Annotated in this window: 15 protein-coding genes and 2 pseudogenes; 4 read left to right on the top strand and 13 right to left on the bottom strand. The window is 52.8% G+C overall.

The window, feature by feature from the left end; translation table 11 throughout:
- Window positions 1-243 precede the first annotated feature (243 nt).
- A pseudogene (locus tag GO984_RS23765) lies at window positions 244-345 on the top strand (IS5/IS1182 family transposase); the annotation flags it as partial.
- A 360-nt stretch (window positions 346-705) separates the two neighbouring features.
- Here the strand turns inward: GO984_RS23765 and GO984_RS23205 are convergent.
- The 5 genes from GO984_RS23205 to GO984_RS23185 form a co-directional block, all read right to left on the bottom strand.
- Complete coding sequence (locus tag GO984_RS23205; protein WP_167740497.1) at window positions 706-1,632, bottom strand: PfkB family carbohydrate kinase; 927 nt, start codon at window positions 1,630-1,632, stop codon at window positions 706-708.
- Between the two features lie 18 nt (window positions 1,633-1,650).
- Entirely contained in the window at window positions 1,651-2,274 is a 624-nt protein-coding gene (locus tag GO984_RS23200; protein WP_157024912.1) for a nucleoside/nucleotide kinase family protein, read from the bottom strand.
- The gene (locus GO984_RS23195; protein ID WP_157024911.1) at window positions 2,271-3,038 is read right to left on the bottom strand and encodes an ATP-binding cassette domain-containing protein; all 768 of its coding nucleotides are present in this window, start codon (window positions 3,036-3,038) and stop codon (window positions 2,271-2,273) included. The genes GO984_RS23200 and GO984_RS23195 overlap by 4 nt, the downstream gene beginning before the upstream one ends.
- Window positions 3,038-4,099 (bottom strand): ABC transporter permease, encoded by a 1,062-nt coding sequence (locus tag GO984_RS23190; RefSeq protein WP_157024910.1) that lies wholly within the window; start codon window positions 4,097-4,099, stop codon window positions 3,038-3,040. Before GO984_RS23190 ends, GO984_RS23195 begins: the two co-directional genes overlap by 1 nt.
- 95 nt (window positions 4,100-4,194) lie before the next feature.
- Window positions 4,195-5,208, bottom strand: a complete 1,014-nt coding sequence (locus GO984_RS23185; protein WP_157024909.1) for a sugar ABC transporter substrate-binding protein — start codon at window positions 5,206-5,208, stop codon at window positions 4,195-4,197.
- A 195-nt stretch (window positions 5,209-5,403) separates the two neighbouring features.
- Here GO984_RS23185 and GO984_RS23180 point away from each other — a divergent pair, with 195 nt between their 5' ends.
- A complete protein-coding gene (locus GO984_RS23180; protein WP_157024915.1) occupies window positions 5,404-6,603 on the top strand; it encodes an ROK family transcriptional regulator in 1,200 nt (399 codons plus the stop codon).
- Window positions 6,604-6,941: 338 nt separating this feature from the next.
- On the opposite strand, the gene speB is transcribed toward GO984_RS23180, so the two are convergent.
- The 4 genes from speB to speA all read right to left on the bottom strand — a co-directional run bounded on the left by speB (window position 6,942) and on the right by speA (window position 12,176).
- The gene (gene speB / locus GO984_RS23175) at window positions 6,942-7,805 is read right to left on the bottom strand and encodes an agmatinase (RefSeq protein ID WP_157024908.1); all 864 of its coding nucleotides are present in this window, start codon (window positions 7,803-7,805) and stop codon (window positions 6,942-6,944) included.
- Window positions 7,802-8,971, bottom strand: coding sequence for a carboxynorspermidine decarboxylase (gene nspC, locus GO984_RS23170; protein ID WP_157024907.1), 1,170 nt, complete (start codon window positions 8,969-8,971; stop codon window positions 7,802-7,804). Before nspC ends, speB begins: the two co-directional genes overlap by 4 nt.
- Window positions 8,972-9,052: 81 nt before the next feature.
- Complete coding sequence (locus tag GO984_RS23165) at window positions 9,053-10,309, bottom strand: saccharopine dehydrogenase family protein (protein WP_245231231.1); 1,257 nt, start codon at window positions 10,307-10,309, stop codon at window positions 9,053-9,055.
- Window positions 10,278-12,176 (bottom strand): biosynthetic arginine decarboxylase, encoded by a 1,899-nt coding sequence (gene speA / locus GO984_RS23160; protein ID WP_157024906.1) that lies wholly within the window; start codon window positions 12,174-12,176, stop codon window positions 10,278-10,280. Before speA ends, GO984_RS23165 begins: the two co-directional genes overlap by 32 nt.
- 274 nt (window positions 12,177-12,450) lie before the next feature.
- On the opposite strand from speA, the gene GO984_RS23155 reads away from it, so the two are divergent.
- Entirely contained in the window at window positions 12,451-12,771 is a 321-nt protein-coding gene (locus GO984_RS23155; protein ID WP_157024905.1) for a hypothetical protein, read from the top strand.
- A 459-nt stretch (window positions 12,772-13,230) separates the two neighbouring features.
- Here GO984_RS23155 and GO984_RS23150 read toward each other — a convergent pair whose 3' ends face one another.
- Genes GO984_RS23150 through GO984_RS23140 form a run of 3 tightly spaced genes read right to left on the bottom strand, consistent with a single transcriptional unit; the run spans window position 13,231 to window position 16,793 of the window.
- Complete coding sequence (locus GO984_RS23150) at window positions 13,231-14,601, bottom strand: aspartate aminotransferase family protein (RefSeq protein WP_157024904.1); 1,371 nt, start codon at window positions 14,599-14,601, stop codon at window positions 13,231-13,233.
- A gap of 14 nt (window positions 14,602-14,615) precedes the next feature.
- Window positions 14,616-15,608 carry a N(2)-acetyl-L-2,4-diaminobutanoate deacetylase DoeB gene (doeB, locus tag GO984_RS23145; RefSeq protein ID WP_157024903.1) on the bottom strand — a complete coding sequence of 331 codons (993 nt, stop codon included), beginning with the start codon at window positions 15,606-15,608 and terminating at the stop codon, window positions 14,616-14,618.
- A 3-nt stretch (window positions 15,609-15,611) separates the two neighbouring features.
- Window positions 15,612-16,793, bottom strand: coding sequence for a M24 family metallopeptidase (locus tag GO984_RS23140; RefSeq protein ID WP_167740496.1), 1,182 nt, complete (start codon window positions 16,791-16,793; stop codon window positions 15,612-15,614).
- Between the two features lie 170 nt (window positions 16,794-16,963).
- Between GO984_RS23140 and GO984_RS23135 the strand changes: the two genes are divergently transcribed.
- Window positions 16,964-17,440 (top strand): Lrp/AsnC family transcriptional regulator, encoded by a 477-nt coding sequence (locus GO984_RS23135; RefSeq protein ID WP_157024902.1) that lies wholly within the window; start codon window positions 16,964-16,966, stop codon window positions 17,438-17,440.
- A 128-nt stretch (window positions 17,441-17,568) separates the two neighbouring features.
- Here GO984_RS23135 and GO984_RS23445 read toward each other — a convergent pair.
- Window positions 17,569-17,768 (bottom strand): annotated as a pseudogene (locus tag GO984_RS23445) (hypothetical protein); the annotation flags it as partial.

Genomic DNA, 17,768 nt, shown 5'->3' with positions numbered 1-17,768 from the left:
TCATGCAGAACAACACAATGGCGCCCAAAAGGTGCGCTTCTGGCGTTCGTGGCTCGGAGCTGGAAACACCAGGGAGCTGAAGGGGGGAACGAGGACAGGTTTGATGAGCCAAAGGTTGGAAACACTGCGGAAGCGCACGGGACCGGTTTGTGGCGAGATGGTTTAGCAATACTATACGCCGGCAAACTGATTAGCTATCACTGCAATTCCACGGAGCAACCTGGTAACACAAGTAAATGCGTTGCTAGAGACGCCCATGCCGTATTTTCACCGCGCAAGCATACCAAACTCTGGATGCCGAGGAGCGTCAGGGCTATTGCCCGAAACGAAGCGGTCAGAGGATGTAGTGTAGGAAGTCTCCCGATCAGCAAGCCTCGGAAGCCCAAATTCACATCCTTCGCCAGTGTCGCTCTGTCCAGTGGGGCGACACAGATCAGTCCTCAACCGCGACTCCTTTATTGGTATACCCAGCACTGAACCTGCGGGCAAAGTCCGACTGGGGTAGCGGGAAACACGACCGTCGTTTAACTTGTGCAACAAAGACCGCGATGGTGACACACTTCTCGACTACGAAAAAAGGGGCTTGTGTGAGCAATCGCTGCTAGGAGTTGCCACCTTAACTGAGGAAGACACGGGCGAAGTCGAGCAAACTGCCTGTACGGGCCGTTGGACTTTTCGTCAGAGAATTAACATATCCAGTTCACCTTAAAGCTCATCGGCCCAGGGGGGATTTGCACCGGAGCGCGACACGGCAATAGCGGCAGTTTTGGCGCCCTGCACGAGCGCCTCTTCTAGTGACTGGACGGGTAGCGTTTTCAGCTCGCCCTTCCTTAGTAGGTCGAGATCGGAAAGTTTGGCCAGTACACCGGCATTGAAAGTGTCCCCGGCTCCAACCGTGTCGACAACTTGCACTTCTTCAGCGGCGACCCTCACCTCGGTTCCGTTGGGTAGAAAGCCCATAGCCCCCTCACTACCTCGGGTCAGGATGATCACAGACGGTCCCTTTTCCAGCATGATCTTTGCTTTTTGGCGCAACGACATCGATCCGGGGACCAACCAATTCAGGTCTTCATCAGATACCTTGACGATATCCGCCCGTGCGATCATTTGTTCAATCCGAGCGCGGTAGCGCGTTTCGTCCTGTATAAATCCCGGGCGGATGTTTGGGTCCAGCATAACCACCCGATCACCACCGTCGCGTTCCAGCAAGGCGGCATAGGCATCTGCGCAGGGTTCACAAGCCAGACTGATCCCTCCAAAAAACAGCGTCGATACGCCAGCTGGTAGGATCGGAATTTCTTGTAAGTCTAGCATTCGCCCGGCGGTGTTTTCGTCAAAAAAACTATATGCTGCCTGACCTTCGATGAGTTGTACAAATGCTAGTGTGGTTGGCCGATCAGAACCAATGATGTTTGACGTATTTACTTGGCTAGCCTTCAATGCAGCCATCAATTGCTGGCCAAACATGTCGCTCGAAATTCCGCTCAGCAAACCTGTCTGAACGCCCAGCCGCCCCAAGGCGATGGCGGTGTTGAAGACAGCCCCCCCCGAATGAGGCACGAAACCTGTGCCCCCACCCGTCGTTGGCGAGGGTATCATGTCGATCAGGGCTTCACCGCAGCAGAGTATCACGTCCGTTTTCCTTTTAGGTTAGATTACAATGTCTGCAGGCAAGGCGCATTCTTCTATCACCTTGGCATTCGCCAGATCATTTTCTTCGGCTCGTCTTCTGGCTTGTTCTGGTGAAAGTCCATACGATAACCAACGTTCCAGAAGCCGATGTTTTAAAGTGGCCTCTGGAACCTCCAGCCTCAGGGCTAGGTCCCACTGATGGCGCAAGTCTCGCCAATTTGGTCTATCAAACAGAAGATAGTTGCCTTCGACAATTACAGTGTCGCAGGTCTTGTTCACACAGCCCGCAGCTGCGATGGCAATATCCCGGGATCGATCAAAAGTGGGGAAGTAGATTTCGGGTTCATTATGAAGCCGGATAACAAGTTGCAAGAACCCCTGGATGTCAAACGTTTCAGGGGCCCCCTTTCTGTTGAGAAGACCGCGTTCAACAAGGATCTCGTTGTGCAAGTGGAAGCCATCCATCGGCAAAACCTGAGCAGCGCAACCTTCCTCGTTTAACCGATTGGCAAGTATGTCTGCCTGGGTGGACTTTCCACTGGCCGGAGGTCCGGCTAAGGCCACCAAACGACGCACCCCCGACCGGGGGGACGCCAGAACATGGGCCGCCAGTTCCTCGAGAGAGGGTATTATGCTGCTCATGCTGCTTTGGGGGCTTCTTTTGCGCCGGTCATAAAGGCAACCGCGTCAGACATTGTGTAGTCCTTGGGGTCAATGACACAGAGCCGTTTGCCAAGACGGTGTACATGGATGCGATCCGCTACCTCGAACACATGAGGCATGTTGTGACTGATCAGAATGATCGGAATGCCGCGCGATTTGACGTCCTGGATCAGCTCCAGCACCTTGCGGCTTTCCTTGACGCCTAGGGCGGCAGTTGGCTCGTCCAAAATAATAACTTTGGAACCAAATGCAGCAGCCCGCGCCACGGCGACACCTTGTCGTTGTCCACCAGAGAGAGTTTCGACAGCCTGGTTGATATTCTGGATTGTCATCAACCCCAGTTCGGTCAGTTTATCGCGGGCGAATTTTTCCATTGCAGCGCGATCAAGCTGGCGTAGCCATTTGCCCCGAAACCCGGGCTTTCGCATTTCACGTCCCATGAACATATTGTCGGCAATCGACAGGGCAGGGGACATAGCAAGGGTCTGATACACCGTTTCTATCCCGGCCTCTCGGGCCGCGATGGGAGAAGAGAAATTCACGTCCTTACCCTCTAGCGTTACCGTGCCTTCATCGGGGATCACGGCGCCGGACACGGCCTTGATGAGCGAGCTTTTCCCGGCCCCGTTGTCGCCAATGACCGCAAGGATCTCACCGGGCATAAGGTCAAAGTCACACTTGTCGAGTGCAGTAACTTTGCCGTAGCGTTTCACTAGACCGCGACCTTTCAAAATTGGTTCCATTATGCAGCTACCTTTCTGATCCACTGGTCTACGGCAACCGCAGCAATGATGAGCGCGCCGATCAGCAGGAATGTCCATTGCGCGTCTGCGCCGGACAAACGAAGACCCAGAGTGAAAACCCCAACAATGAGAGCCCCAAACATCGTGCCTAGTATAGAGCCGCGTCCGCCAAACAGGGAGATGCCCCCGATGACCACCGCGGTAATGCTTTCGATGTTGAGAAGTTGCCCAGAAGTTGGTGAGACCGAGCCAATGCGGCCAATCAAAGCCCAACCGGCAAAGGCACAGATCAATCCTGCCAGCGCGTAAACCGAAATCAGCACCCTCTTGACGTTCACACCTGACAGTTCAGCTGCCTCGGGGTCATCACCCACAGCGTAAACATGTCGGCCCCAGGCCGTGTGTTTCAGCACATAGGCCAACATCAGAACCAGCACGATCATCAAGACGACGCCAAGGGTGAAAACTGCGCCGCCAACTTTGAATTTGGCCCCGAGCAATTGCAAAAGTGGGGCCTGTTTGGCGATGTCTTGCGAGCGGATGGTTTCGTTGGCGGAATAGAGAAAGTTGGCGGCTAGAACAATTTGCCACATTCCCAGTGTGACAATAAAGGGCGGCAGCTTCATCCGGGCAATCAGCCAGCCATTCACCGCACCGATGGCGGTGCCAAAGGCCAAACCACATGCGACGGACACAACAGGTGGTACACCGTAACGGAATGTAAACTGACCCATCAGCACCGATGAGATCACCGCAATCGCTCCGACGCTCAGGTCGATCCCGGCGGTGAGAATGACAAGCGATTGGGCAGCAGCGACGATACCAACGATCTGAACCTGTTGCAGTATCAATGTTAGGGCAAAAGGCGAAAAGAATTTTGAGCCCAGAATAAGACCAAAGACAACAACAGCTGCCAATAGAACGATCAATGGGACAAGAGCAGGCGTTGTGTGTAACGCATGGTGAAAACGAGCAACAAGCCCTTTTTCGTGATCGTCAAATGAGGCGATTTCGGGTTTCGCGCTGCCCGCAGCGACCTCGAAATTATCGGACTGGGTCATTGGTTTCCTCCCCGTCGATGAAACAAAGGGTATTGGTAGAAAAGGCGGGTCGATGCCCGCCCTTTCCATCAGTATTCAGGTGAGTAGGGCTTGGATCAACCCCAGCAGAGATCTGCACCCTTGGCGGTGTCGACACTTTCGACACCATCAACCGGATGATCGGTGACCAAAGCCACACCAGTATCAAAGAAGTCTTTTCCATCAGTCGCCTGAGGTTTGACACCATCTTTGGCCCACGCAGCGATTGCTTCGATACCTTTGGAGGCCATCAGTAGCGGGTACTGCTGCGAAGTGGCTCCGATGACACCGTCCTTGACGTCAGCGACGCCAGGGCAGCCACCGTCAACAGACACAATCAGAACGTCATTCTCACGACCAAACGATTTCAGGGCCTCATAAGCGCCGGCAGCAGCTGGTTCGTTGATGGTGTAAACAACGTTGATGGACGGATCTTTGGCCAGAAGGTTCTCCATTGCCTTGCGGCCACCTTCTTCGTTGCCTGCGGTCACGTCGTTGCCAACAATACGTGGGTCCGTTTCATCACCCCATTTGTTTGGATCGCCGAGTTCAATGCCAAAGCCCTGCAAAAAACCCTGATCGCGCAGCACGCCTACAGTTGGCTGGCTTACGCCCAGATCAAGCATCGCAATCTTTGCATTTGCAGCGTCATCCCCCAAAGCAGCGGCGGCCCATTGGCCAATCAACTCACCCGCAAGGAAGTTGTCGGTTGCAAAGGTCATATCAGCGGCATTGATCGGCTCAAGCGGTGTATCCAGTGCAATCACCACAAGACCGGCGTCACGGGCTTGCTGAACGGCAGGCACGATCGAACTGGTGTCAGATGCGGTCAACAAAATGCCATTGGCACCATTGGCGATGCAGGTTTCAATGGCTGCTACCTGGGTCTCGTGGTCGCCGTCAACTTTGCCAGCATAGCTGTTGAGGGTGATGCCCAGCTCGGCCGCCTTAGCCTCGGCACCTTCACGCATCTTCACGAAGAACGGGTTTGTGTCAGTTTTGGTAATCAAGCAGGCGCTGATGTCATCAGCCGATGCGGTACCGACCATTGCAGCCAAAGCCAGGGTCGAAGAAGTCAGAAGTTTTTTCATAATGTCCTCCCGAGGATCATTCCAATTTGTCGGATCAGGCTCCTCCCAAATCCGAACCCCAGCAAGTGCAATGCCGCGGGTTGCCTTCTTAAAAGGCTCGATTCTGATCTCACTGTCAATAAATAAATAAACTTTATTAATTAAGAGGTCTGCGATAACTTCCCTAAGTGAAAGGAGGGGATTATGGTAGGCCTCATGGATGGTGGAAAAATCAGAAACTTAAGTGGGGGCGTGAACCAGAGCGGGCTTCGCGACCATAATGAACGTTTGCTTCTGTCCATGTTGCAGCGCCAGGGCGCGATGCCAGGAAGCGATATAGCCCGACGAACCGGATTGTCTGCACCGACTGTGTCTACCATTTTGCGCAAGCTGGAGAAAGATGGCTTTCTGAAGCGTGGTGAGCCGGTGCGGGGCAAGGTCGGCAAACCGTCAATTCCGATGAACTTGAATGCCGATGGTGTATTATCATTTGGCGTAAAAATTGGGCGGCGTGGGGTCGATCTGCTGTTATCGGATTTTAACGGAAATATCCGTCTGCAGGACCAGATGACATATGACTACCCCTTGCCTGAAACCGTGTTTGGTTTTCTTGAGAAAAGTCTTGCCAGCACTCTGGGCGTAATGGAAACGGACGCGATAAATCGACTATGCGGGATTGGTATAGCCACTCCATTTGAACTCTGGAAATGGAATGACTTGGTTGGTGCCGCGGCCCAAAAGTTTCAATCATGGCGAGATATCGACTTTGATCGAGAAATCAGTCGGTTCAGTGACTTGCCAGTATTTGTTGTAAACGATGCAACGGCTGCTTGCCGGGCTGAACATCTATATGGTCGTGGCAAAGAGTTCAGGGACTACGCATATTTTTTCATCGGATCGTTTGTCGGCGGCGGCATCGTGATGAACAATACCGTATTCGAAGGCAATCAGGGCAACGCAGGCGCGCTCGGAGCGATGCGCACAACTGGACCGCTTGGGGAAAGTCGGCAATTGGTTGATGTCGCCTCTATTCATTTGCTCGAAGCACGTTTGATCGAAGCTGGCCTAGACCCTGACATTCTCTGGCAACAGCCGCAGGACTGGAGCGCCTTGTCGCGCTATGTTGATCCATGGCTTGGCGAAACTGCACAAGAGCTGGCTAAGGCATCGCTTTCGATTTGCTCGGTGGTCGATTTTGAAGCAATCCTGATCGACGGCGCATTTCCTGCATCTATCAGAGAAGAATTGGTCGATCGCGTAAAGCGATACCTGGTTAATCAGGATACACGGGGCCTGATTGCGCCGCAGATTGAAACCGGCAGCATTGGTGAAAATGCGCGTGGGATCGGTGCTGCTAGCACCCCGGTTTTCTCCCAGTTCTTTTTAAACACAAATGCAGGATTGTCTGCGATGTAACCTGAACCTTTTTAGATTCTGCAATTGCGTATAGGGCTGTTAACAATGCTCAGGCAAACTGAACTGGAAGTTTTCGAAAGGAAGCTGGCTTGATGGAGCACCAAAGGGGGCTTCAAAAAGGGCAGGTTCGAAATTGCCATTTGAGAAGGTGTTGTTGAAACCCAGCAGATGAACCATAGTGCAGGGTCAGCGGCGACATCAGTGCAGAAGTGATTTGATCGTTACTTCTTGCTACGGAATGGGTTTTGGAAGATTGCGTCTGTGACGCCAATTGTTTCCGTGACAGTATGAACTAAGTGTCGAACCGTGCATTCGCTTAGCTTCGGGTATCGCCTTGCTCAAGAGGGGGGCTCATGCTTGAGGCATGCGGCCATCAGGCGGTAAACAATTTGGGCCGCGGTGAAATCCCAAGCAGTGTTTTCGTTAGGCGCCAGTTCGACCACATCGAGCCCCACGCAACGGCGCCCTTTCAGCGCGTGTTCGACAAGATGCAAAGCTTGATAATAACTCAGCCCACCAGGGACTGGCGTGCCGGTGGCTGGCATCTGTGATGGGTCCAACCCATCCACGTCGAAGCTGACATAGACCAATTCGGGAAAATCTTGTGGAAGGTCGATCGTGTGGATGTTGCCAGTGACCAGCTCTTCCGCATCCACATAAAAAACATGGTTTCTTTTGCGGCTTTCGACTTCTTCACTGCAAAGTGCACGCACCCCAAATTGCGCAAGCTTTATGCCCTCCTCTGCCAGCAGGTGCATGACAGAAGCATGGGAGTGCTTTTCGCTCTGGTAAGCCACACGTAGATCCGCATGTGCATCTATCTGTATAAGGCCAATTGGTTGTCCCAGCGCGCGAGACACGCCCATCACTGCACCGTAACTCAAAGAATGTTCGCCGCCCAAGGTTACAGGCACTTTACCTGCACGCACGGCGGCTTCGGTTCTTTCGGCAAGGCGCTCCATCACTTCTGGCAATGGGCCCTCGCAGTTTAGTGCAGGTTCGGTAACGATGCCTGAGGCGCAGGGTTCTACCCCATTGCACAACCGCTCTAGCTCGTTTGAGGCTTCAAGAATTGCGCCCGGTCCTTTGGCTGTGCCGGAGCCATAGGAAACGGTTCGTTCCAATGGCACCGGAATCACGCGAAAGCGGGCATCTTCTGTCCGCTCAGACGCTGACAGTTCGCTATCTAGAAAGATACTCATGACAGGCGTTCCTTGAAATGCTCGTACCCAAATTGCTTAACAATCTGCAAATCGTCGGTCTCACTGTTCCACAAGGCAATCGTGGGCAGGGGAACGCCGTTGAAGGTGTTGGTCTTGACCATTGAATAGTGGGCTTGGTCAAGGAATGCGAAGCGCTCTCCGACTTCCAGTGGGTGGAGAAATGTGTAGTCCCCGATCACATCGCCTGCCAAGCAGGATGGGCCGCCCAAGCGATAGCTATAGCCCTGTTTAGCCTCGTCCATCAAGGCTGGGCGGTACGGAGCCTCGATCACGTCAGGCATGTGGCAGGTCGCTGAAATGTCCGTGATGGCAAGGGGCATGCCGTTTTCGGGCAGGTCCAGGACTTCGCCAACCAGAACACCTGCATCGAGAGCAACGGCTTCGCCTGGTTCAAGATACACGTCGACACCATAAGTGGCGCGGATCTTTTGGACAAAGGCGATCAGCGCCTCACGATCATAATCTTCGCGGGTGATGTGATGCCCTCCGCCAAAATTCAGCCACTTAAGTCCTTGCATATAGGGCTTCAAAATGGGTTCAACTGCGTCCCAAGTCCGCGCCAGGGGGGCAAATCCCTGTTCGCACAGGGTATGCATATGCACCCCGTCGACACCTTGCATTGTTTCAGGGGTTAGTTGGCTTATCGGCGTTCCAAGGCGTGAGCAAGGCGCGCAAGGGTCGTATTTTGCCACTTCACCTTCAGAATGTTCTGGATTGATACGCAGGCCAACTTGCTTGCCAGCGGCTTTGCACTTTGCAAGGAACCGGGCCTTTTGCATTGGGCTGTTAAAAATCAAATGATCCGAAAGCGCTATGATCTCGTCTATTTCATTTGTTTTGTAGCCTGCGCAAAAAGTGGCAACTTCTCCACCATATTCTTCGCGTCCTAGCCGTGCCTCGTACAGGCCGCTGGCGCAGGTGCCACCAAGATAGTGACGCACCAAGGGGGCAAGAGAGTACATCGAAAAAGCTTTGAGTGCGGCCAAAACATGCGCGCCTGAGCGGTCTGCTACCTCGGCAAGGACCTTAAGGTTGCGCTCAATCGCAACCTCGTCGACCACAAATGATGGCGACGGGACGCGGCCAAGATCAAACTCTCGGAAGGCACCGGGTTCGCCGGCCTGAGTTGTCATCATCTCAGACATCATATCATCCAGAATAGAGCGCGGTGAGTTGGGTCTGGCCGCGGATGGTGTCGCTGCCCGGCGTTGCCGCCGGGCCTGATTTTAGAAAGTAACTGGGCCGTCCAATTCATGCACCTGCCAGGGCAGGCCATGGGCGTTCAGCATGTCCATGAAGTTGTCGGGATCAAGCTGCTCCATGTTCCAAACACCGGGTTCCTTCCAGTTGCCACTCAAAACCTGAGCCGCGCCGATCATAGCCGGAACCCCGGTCGTGTAGCTGACGGCTTGACTGCCGACTTCGCGGAAGCAATCTTGATGGTCACAGATGTTGTAGATGTAATAGGTTTTCTCACCCGAGCCATCAATTGCTTCACCGGTGGCAATGTCGCCAATACAGGCTTTGCCTTTAGTTTCTGCACCTAGATCACCGGGATCGGGTAACAGAGTTTTCAGAAACTGGATCGGAATGATCTCCTGACCATCATGCATCACAGGATCGATGCGGGTCATGCCGACACTTTCCAGAACTTTTGCATGGGTGATGTATGCGTCACCAAAGGTCATCCAAAAGCGGGCCCGCTCAATTTCAGAGAAATGGCTTGAAAGGCTTTCCAGTTCTTCGTGGTACATCAGGTACATGTTTTTGGGCCCGATGCCAGGGAAATCGAACTCGACCTTATGTGTCATAGCCGGAGAGGTTTTCCACTCACCGCCTTCCCAGTGACGAGCTTCTTGCAGCACTTCACGCAGGTTGATTTCAGGATTGAAGTTGGTAGCAAAGGTCTGATCGTTTGACCCGCCATTGGCATCCAAAACGTCGATTTGGCGAATGGTTTTAAGCTTGTGCTTGCGAAGCCAGGTCGCAAACACGCTGGTCACGCCTGGGTCAAAACCAGAGCCGAGAATGGCTGTTAGACCTGCCCCTTTGAAACGGTCCTGATAGGCCCACTGCCAATGATACTCGAATTTAGCCACGTCTTCTGGCTCATAGTTCGCAGTGTCCAAGTAGTGGCAACCGGCTTCAAGGCAGGCGTCCATCAGGACAAGGTCCTGATAGGGCAGAGCAAGGTTCACCAGCAGTTCGGCACCGGTTTCACGGATAAGTGCGACCGTAGCGGCTACGTCCATGGCATCAAGAGCGGCTGTCTTGATTTCGATACCCGTGCGTTCCCTAACGCTTGCAGCGATTGCATCGCATTTGGACTTGGTGCGGCTGGCCAATGTGATTTCGGTGAAAATATCTGCATTCATAGCCATCTTGTGCACCGCTGCGTGACTTACGCCGCCAGCACCCACGACAAGTGTTTTGCCCATGGTGGTTCCCTCCTTACCGGGGTTGTTCATAGTAGGTATATCCATTGATAGAGTCCCGATAGGCCCCCATCAGAATTTTGCGCTCGCTGGCCTTCACGGATCCTCCAGAGATCGCCTCGTCCACCATCTTGCGGAAGGCGGCGACACAGTCGGCTGGATCGAATTCAACATAGGAAAGCACTTCGGAAATGGTGTCACCCTCCTGTTCGTGCAGGAGGTCAAAGCCGCCGTCAGCCCGAAGATCAATCGTGACCACATTTGTATCGCCAAACAGGTTATGCAGATCGCCCAGTGTTTCCTGATATGCACCAACAAAGAAGACACCTAGGTAGTAAGGGCGGTCTTCGGGGAGCGAGTGCACGGGCAGGGAGGGTGAGATCCCATCTGCCAGAATGAACTGATCCACCTTGCCGTCACTGTCGCAGGTGATATCGGACAAAATAGCCCGGCGGTCAGGTTTTACGTTCAGCATTTGCAGGGGAACGATTGGATGGAGCTGGTCGATAGCCCAAACGTCTGGCAGTGACTGAAAGAGAGAAAAGTTGCAATGATACACGTCAGCCACTTTTTCCAACTGTTCTTCCAATTCACCTACCGTATCTGAAGCTGCCACCATCGCCTTGATTTGGGCTGTAAGTGAGAGGTAAATTCGTTCAGCACGCGCCATCTGCCGCAGATCAACCACACCGCGACGAAACAACGCGCGCAATTCATCTCGGTAAAAGGTGGCGTCATTCCAGCACTCTTGAATTCGATCACGGACCAAATACCCCCTTACAGCAGCAAGATCAGTAACCAGATGATGGTCATCCGTGGCAACTTCGGGAGCGTCGGGAGCGTCGTAGAGTGTGGTTTCCAAGACATCAAAGATTAGCATCGAAGACGTGGCAACCACCGCGCGGCCACTTTCTGTTACCAGCACCGGATGGGCAAGCTTGGCTTCATCCATGGCATAAGCAACAGTTTCGACCATGTTCGCACAGTATTCCTCGACTGTGTAGTTGATGGAATTGTCGCTGCTGCGTTTTTCTCCGGTATAGTCCACGCCTAAGCCGCCGCCGAGATCCAGATGGCTCAACGGTGCGCCTTCACGCGTGAGCTCCACAAAATACCGACAGGCTTCGGATGTCGCCCGCCGGACATCGTTGACGTCGGGCACCTGACTTCCGAGATGCGAATGCTGTAGCTTCAGGCAGTGGATAAGGTCCGCTTCTTTTAGTCGATCCACGACCCGCAACAACTGATCTGTATTCATACCAAAAGTTGACCGGTCGCCCGAGCTCTCCTGCCACTTGCCACCAATCTGGTTGGTCAGCTTTACGCGCACCCCCAGAAACGGGTCAATTCCAAGTTCACGGGTCACTTCAATTACAGTCTCGGCCTCCTTCGGACTTTCCAGCACGATGACAGTGTTGAAACCCAGTCGGCGAGAGAGGATAGCAAGGCGAATGAACTCGGCGTCTTTGACGCCGTTACACACAATCAACGCATCTTTTGACAAGCGGTGCGCCATTGCGATCACGAGTTCAGGTTTTGATCCGGCCTCAAGCCCAAAGTCATATGGTCGCCCAAACTCCACAATTCGGTCCACCACCTGGGCCTGCTGGTTCACCTTGATTGGAAAGACACCACGATAGGGAGCCTTATATCCGACACGTTCAATTGCGTCGGCAAAGCTCTCGTTGAGGTGGCGAATTTCACTTTCGAGAAACGAACTGACCCGCAGCAACAATGGTGTAGAGATGCCCCGTTGTTCGAGATCGTGGAGGATTCCAGGCAAACTAATCGGTCCGGAGCTATTCTGAGCCGGATCGTTAAGGGATATCTCGCCTTCAGGAGAGACCGTGATGAGCCCTTTCCCCCAACGATCAACGCCGTAAATCTTCTCTGAAAGATCATGGTCCTGCTTCAATTGAAACGGCCTTTCTGTCTAAGGGTAGAGGACTGGAGAACGTGCAAACGCTGAGACGAAGACTACGAATTAAGCAGATTTCAAGCCGCACAATCGCCTGTTTTGAAACCACTTCACGTGCTTCCATCTCTAACATGAATTCCAATGTCAACAACGATGTTTTGTGGAGCTATCTCAGATATGCTCCAATAGAGATCGCAACGACGAATAACTGCAGCTCAGGCCATTTCTTCATGTCACCTCTCGCTTAGGGTTTCAAAAGCCAGAGTTTAAAGTGGAGGCGGATGGTGTTTTCGACGCCGTTGCGGTTGAGACGTCCATTGATGAGACCGTCCAGACCATTCTGACCTTTTTGAAATTGGCCAATCTCGGCTCCAATCCCAATGTTATGGTGCCTTCAGATCTGATTGAGAGGATGTTCGAGCATCAGGGACATGATTTCTATTACATTGAGACAACAGGTCAAACCAGTCGCTGGGATATTAAGCTTGATGGGTTTGAACCACTGCGGAGTATGGGTCCTAGAGCGGCCCACACGGCCTGTAGCAACCTAGGTATCTGGCAGAAGCGCTATGAAGCGGATGTAGGAATTTAAAACGAAGGAGACGCGATCACGGTGGATCAATCCACCGATGGGGTTGGTTCAAGGTCAATGGCGCATTTCAAAGTGAAGCTGCACAAGAGTGTCTGATACAGTTGAAATCTTATCCTTCTGCTGGTGTGAAGCTAAATGCTTGTGGCAATCTTGGGCGTGAAAACCTGCTGATTGCTAACATGGGGTGTGGAAATGGGATTGAAGAACTGATCTATCATTCGCCCGATCAGCTGAAACCAACGAAATCCATTTCTTGGTGTCGATTGAAGCACGAAGGGCAGCTGGAAGGAATTTGAGACAATGCACCACGTTTCCCTATCAGGAGATCGATCACTGAATACGGCGCATAGAGTGTTTGAAAGGTTGTGGATTTGACAAACGTGAGCATTGTGCCATTGGATCAAGCTGGCGAAGTGCCCTCTCTGGATCCAATGGCTCGTTATGCGAGCAGCCTAGGGCTTACCCGAGTACTTTTGTCACCGCGTCTTTCGCAACTGACACAACTTGATCCACTTCATCTGGAGCGATGCACAGAGGTGGCGCAAAGCCGATGATGTCGCCTTGTGGCATTGCACGTGCGATTACATTGTTCTCCGCCATTGCTGCAGATATGGCCGGGCCAATTTTGCGTGATGGATCATAGAGGTTTAGCGGCGATTTCGCTTCTGCAAACTCCACCGCACACATCAACCCTTCGCCACGAACCTGGGCAACATTTGGGTGATCTGCAAATGCTTCGGTTAGTTTGTTCAGCATGTAGGAACCGGTTGTACCAGAATTTTCCACCAGACCCATTTTGTCAATCAAGTCCAAGTTGGCGACACCTGCCGCGGCTCCGATGGGATGGGCAGAATAGGTCCAGCCATGCCCGATAGCGCCGTTTTCATCTGTGCCCTGTTCCAGAACTTTCCACATCTTGTCGGATACAATGGATCCTGAAAGCGGTGCATAGGCCGAGGTCAGACCTTTGGCGATAGTGATGATATCTGCTTCGATGCCGTAGTGCTCCGAGCCAAACATGCTGCCCAAACGGCCAAAGCCGGTTACAACTTCATCAGCAATCAGCAGAATGTCGTATTTCTTCAATACGGCCTGAATAGCGGGCCAATATCCGGTAGGGGGGGGGACAATACCACCGGTGCCCAGCACAGGCTCACCAATAAAGGCGGCAATTGTGTCTGGACCTTCAGCCAAGATCATTTCTTCCAGTTTTGCGGCGCAATCAGCGGCAAACTCTTCTTCTGACATCCCCGCTGTGGCACCGCGCAGGTAGTAGGGAGCTTCGGTGTGAATGACCTGGCTCAATGGCAAGTCAAATTTGTTGTGGAACAGTTCCAACCCAGTAAGCGACCCTGTCATCAGCCCAGAGCCGTGATAGCCACGCCAGCGTGAGATAATTTTCTTTTTCTCAGGCCGACCCAGAATGTTGTTGAAATACCAAACCAGTTTGATGTTGGTTTCGTTGGCATCCGAACCGCTTTGCCCAAAATAGACCTTAGACATATTGTCAGGCGCACGGTCGAGGATCATTTTGGCCAGGGTGATTGAGGCTTCGGTGCCGTGACCGACATAGGAATGGTAATAGGCCAGTTCATGTGCCTGCTTGGAAATCGCCTCGGCGATTTCGGTCCGTCCATAACCGACATTTACACAGTACAGACCGGCAAAGGCATCCAACATTTTGCGACCGTCACGGTCAGTGATATGAACGCCTTCACCCGATGTAATCACGCGTGTTGGTGTGTCGCCACGCGCATGTTGTGCCAGGTGTGTCGAAGGGTGAAAGAAGTTTTCCCGGTCCCATTGGCCGAGTTGATCATTGGTCAGCATTTTCAGTCTTTCTTTTAGGTGTTTTCTTGGGCGAGAACCGCTAGGCAATCGCCCAGTTGCACCAGCCCGAGCGTATGGCGAACCGCCAAGAGCCCATCCATTTTTGCGCGAATTTCTTGCGGGGGATGCCCTGTGCGGCGGAGTTCCCAGATCTTGGCCAGAACTGCGCCTTTCTTGATTGGATCACCCAGACTTACGGTGAATTCCACAACGCCGCGGGTTTCTGCGAAGTGGAAACAATCGCTATCAGTTTGGGACAGGTGGCGCGTTGGTGCGACCTCCAAGTTCCCGCTCATGATACCCGCATGGATCAGGACATTGCGCACCCCTTTCCGCGCGATTTCCACGCTTTCCACACAAGAAGTACCGCCGCCACCCAGTTCAGTCGTGACAAAGGTTTTGCCCATGTTTTCAGCAGCTTCGTCGTACATGCCAGCAGCATCAATTTCGAGCATCTGCATTGAGAATGGCGCGTTAAAGGCATCTCGGGCCGCGCAACAGCGGGCTTCCTGCTCTTTGTCATCCAACAGATGTGAGGCTGCATAGGGTAGGAAATCCAGCGTTTTACCACCGGAGTGGAAATCAAGAACGATGTCTGCCATCGGCAAAAGATAGCGCTGGAAATAGTCGGCAATTTTCTCAGTCACACTCCCGTCAGGCCGACCGGGAAATGCGCGGTTCAGGTTCCCCCCATCAATGGGGGAAGTCCGCGACCCTGCAATAAACGCAGGCATGTTCATGAAGGGAATGATTATAACCCTTCCGGTGATATCTTCCGTCCGGATATTGGCTGCCATCTCCACCAGCGCCAACGGCCCTTCGTATTCGTCGCCGTGGTTGGCACCTGTTAACAATGCGGTTTGACCATCCCCGTTTTTGGCCACAGTGATGGGGATCATTACAGAACCCCATGCACTGTCATCGCGGCTATAAGGCAAACGCAGATATCCGTGGTGAACACCGTCAGCATCCAGATCAATAGTGGGTGTTACCGAAGACTCGCGCATCTGTTATCCCTTCACTGCCAGTTGGGCGGGTGTATTGCACAGGTTTTCAGCACCTGTTTCGGTGATCAGAACAGGCTCGGTGATTTCGATCGCGCCATCATCCAGCCACAGCGCTGGCATGAAGTGGAACGTCATTCCTGCTTCCAGTACTGTCTTGTCGTTCTTTCGGAGCGAGTAGGTGCGTTCCCCCCAATCTGGCGGGTAGGACAGTCCAATTGGATAACCGCAGCGGCTGTCTTTCTCAAAACCCAACTTGTTCAGGGTTGAATTGAAGGCGATGGCAATATCTTCGGCGAAATTTCCAGGTTTCGCCTTGGCCATACCCGCAGCAACGGCTTCAAGAACGGCATTTTCTGCCTCACGGTATTTCTTGGGTGGTTCGCCAAAAAACAGAGTGCGCGACTGTGGTGCATGATAACGACGGTGAACACCTGCAATCTCGAAAAATGTGGCCTCTCCCACCTTAAGTTCCGCATCATCCCAAGTCAGATGGGGGGCACTTGCATCTGCACCTGATGGTGCTAGCGGAACAATTGAAGGATAATCCCCCCAATGGCCATCCGCTCCGGAAATTGCGGCGTGGTAAATGTTTGCAACCAGATCATTTTTCTTCATGCCCGGTGTCGCGGTTTCCAAAATGGTGGCATGCATCTTTTCAACGATTTTGGCTGCACGTCGCATATAGATGATTTCGGTTTCGCTCTTTATGGCGCGCTGCCAATTCACCAAGCCGTTGGCATCTGCCCATGTTGCTTCCGGCAGCGCCTGTACCAGCGACAAGTATGCGGCTGCCGTGAAATAGTAATTGTCCATTTCCAGACCGATACGGGTGTTCTGCCAGCCCTGTGCTACGATCAGTCGCGCCAGATCCTGCATCGGGTGTTTCTCTGGGTTTTGCACATAGATGTCTTCGTAACCAAAGATATGATCGTGGGACATAAACACAGTGCGCTTAGCCCCAAGCCCATCCATTGCGCGCCCCCACCACAGGGGCAGCCCGGTTGGGCCAATCACGACCGCCTGGTGGACATAGAAGGACCAGCCATCATAGCCAGTCAACCAAGCCATATTCGCAGGGTCTGTTATGATCAGCGTCTGAATGTCCGCCGCTTCCATCGATTTGCGGGTTTTTGCGATCCGCGTTTCATATTCCTGGACGGAAAACGCCAACTTCGGTGTTGTCACGGTAGCGCCTCATTTTTCAAAATTATAAACGGTCGTTTGCAAGGCCCCATCAAGAGAGCCAACGTGCTTGCGCAAACCATGTTTCCGCAGTGTCATATTAACAAGCGCCTCTGTTCATTTGATGCAATGATTGCCAAAATGCGCATAGAAAATGCAGAAGTAGGACACAGATGGGTAAATCACGCGCCTTGGATGCCTTGGACCGAAAGATTCTTCACGAGGTTCAAATCAACAACCAGCTGACATCTGCGCAGCTATCTGAAAAAGTAGGGCTGTCTCCAACTTCGGCGCAGCGTAGGCTAAACCGTTTGCGTGACGACAAGGTCATTGAAGGGGACGTCTCGGTTGTCTCAAGTGCGGCTGTTGGCCGGTCGCTGACCATGATCATATCTGTGCAGCTCGAGCGCGAGCGTTCGGACATTATTGACCACTTCAAAAAGTCGGTCAGAAACGAACCTGTGGTGATGAGCGCCTATTACGTGACCGGTGATACCGATTTTATGCTGATAATCAGTGCTCGGGATATGGAAGAATACGAAGAATTCACACGTCATTTTCTATATGATAACCCCGATATCAAGGGGTTCAAAACCACGGTGGTTATGGATCGGATTAAGGCATCTTTTTACACGCCGCCATGGGAATGAACTGGCACCACAAATCAGATATGTTTGGACTTGTCTGATTGTGGACGCAGCTTTCATAATATGAAGGCCCCGCTGTGAAGTGGCGGGGCCTTTACGATGTTTGATTTTAACAGAACGGCAGCCGCTTATTAAAAGTCCTGCCAAACCTTGGAGGATCCAAGGTCACCATTGGCAGCTGCGGCAAGGGGCTGGGTTTCGGGTTCCATGTCCCAATCCGAACCATGTGCCGATGGCGTGTTGAACTCGACGACGCTGTCCTCTGCAGGTGCTTGCTGGTTGCCGTCGATGTTAAAGTGCGACACCAGTTTGGCCAGTTTGTTGGCATCGG

This window comes from Parasedimentitalea huanghaiensis (genome assembly GCF_009753675.1).
In the GTDB taxonomy this organism is placed as follows: Bacteria; Pseudomonadota; Alphaproteobacteria; order Rhodobacterales; family Rhodobacteraceae; genus Parasedimentitalea; species Parasedimentitalea huanghaiensis.
The sequence above is the reverse complement of the archived record's forward strand: the minus strand, read 5'-3'. Positions and strand labels throughout refer to the sequence as shown.

Excerpts from the sequence above, each read along its gene's own strand:
- GO984_RS23200 (WP_157024912.1), bottom strand. The coding sequence starts at position 2,274 with ATGAGCAGCATAATACCCTCTCTCGAGGAACTGGCGGCCCATGTTCTG.
- GO984_RS23180 (WP_157024915.1), top strand. The coding sequence starts at position 5,404 with ATGGATGGTGGAAAAATCAGAAACTTAAGTGGGGGCGTGAACCAGAGC.
- GO984_RS23190 (WP_157024910.1), bottom strand. The coding sequence starts at position 4,099 with ATGACCCAGTCCGATAATTTCGAGGTCGCTGCGGGCAGCGCGAAACCC.
- GO984_RS23195 (WP_157024911.1), bottom strand. The coding sequence starts at position 3,038 with ATGGAACCAATTTTGAAAGGTCGCGGTCTAGTGAAACGCTACGGCAAA.
- GO984_RS23150 (WP_157024904.1), bottom strand. The coding sequence starts at position 14,601 with ATGCTGACCAATGATCAACTCGGCCAATGGGACCGGGAAAACTTCTTT.
- GO984_RS23135 (WP_157024902.1), top strand. The coding sequence starts at position 16,964 with ATGGGTAAATCACGCGCCTTGGATGCCTTGGACCGAAAGATTCTTCAC.
- doeB (WP_157024903.1), bottom strand. The coding sequence starts at position 15,608 with ATGCGCGAGTCTTCGGTAACACCCACTATTGATCTGGATGCTGACGGT.
- speB (WP_157024908.1), bottom strand. The coding sequence starts at position 7,805 with ATGAGTATCTTTCTAGATAGCGAACTGTCAGCGTCTGAGCGGACAGAA.
- GO984_RS23165 (WP_245231231.1), bottom strand. The coding sequence starts at position 10,309 with ATGGATATACCTACTATGAACAACCCCGGTAAGGAGGGAACCACCATG.
- GO984_RS23185 (WP_157024909.1), bottom strand. The coding sequence starts at position 5,208 with ATGAAAAAACTTCTGACTTCTTCGACCCTGGCTTTGGCTGCAATGGTC.
- nspC (WP_157024907.1), bottom strand. The coding sequence starts at position 8,971 with ATGTCTGAGATGATGACAACTCAGGCCGGCGAACCCGGTGCCTTCCGA.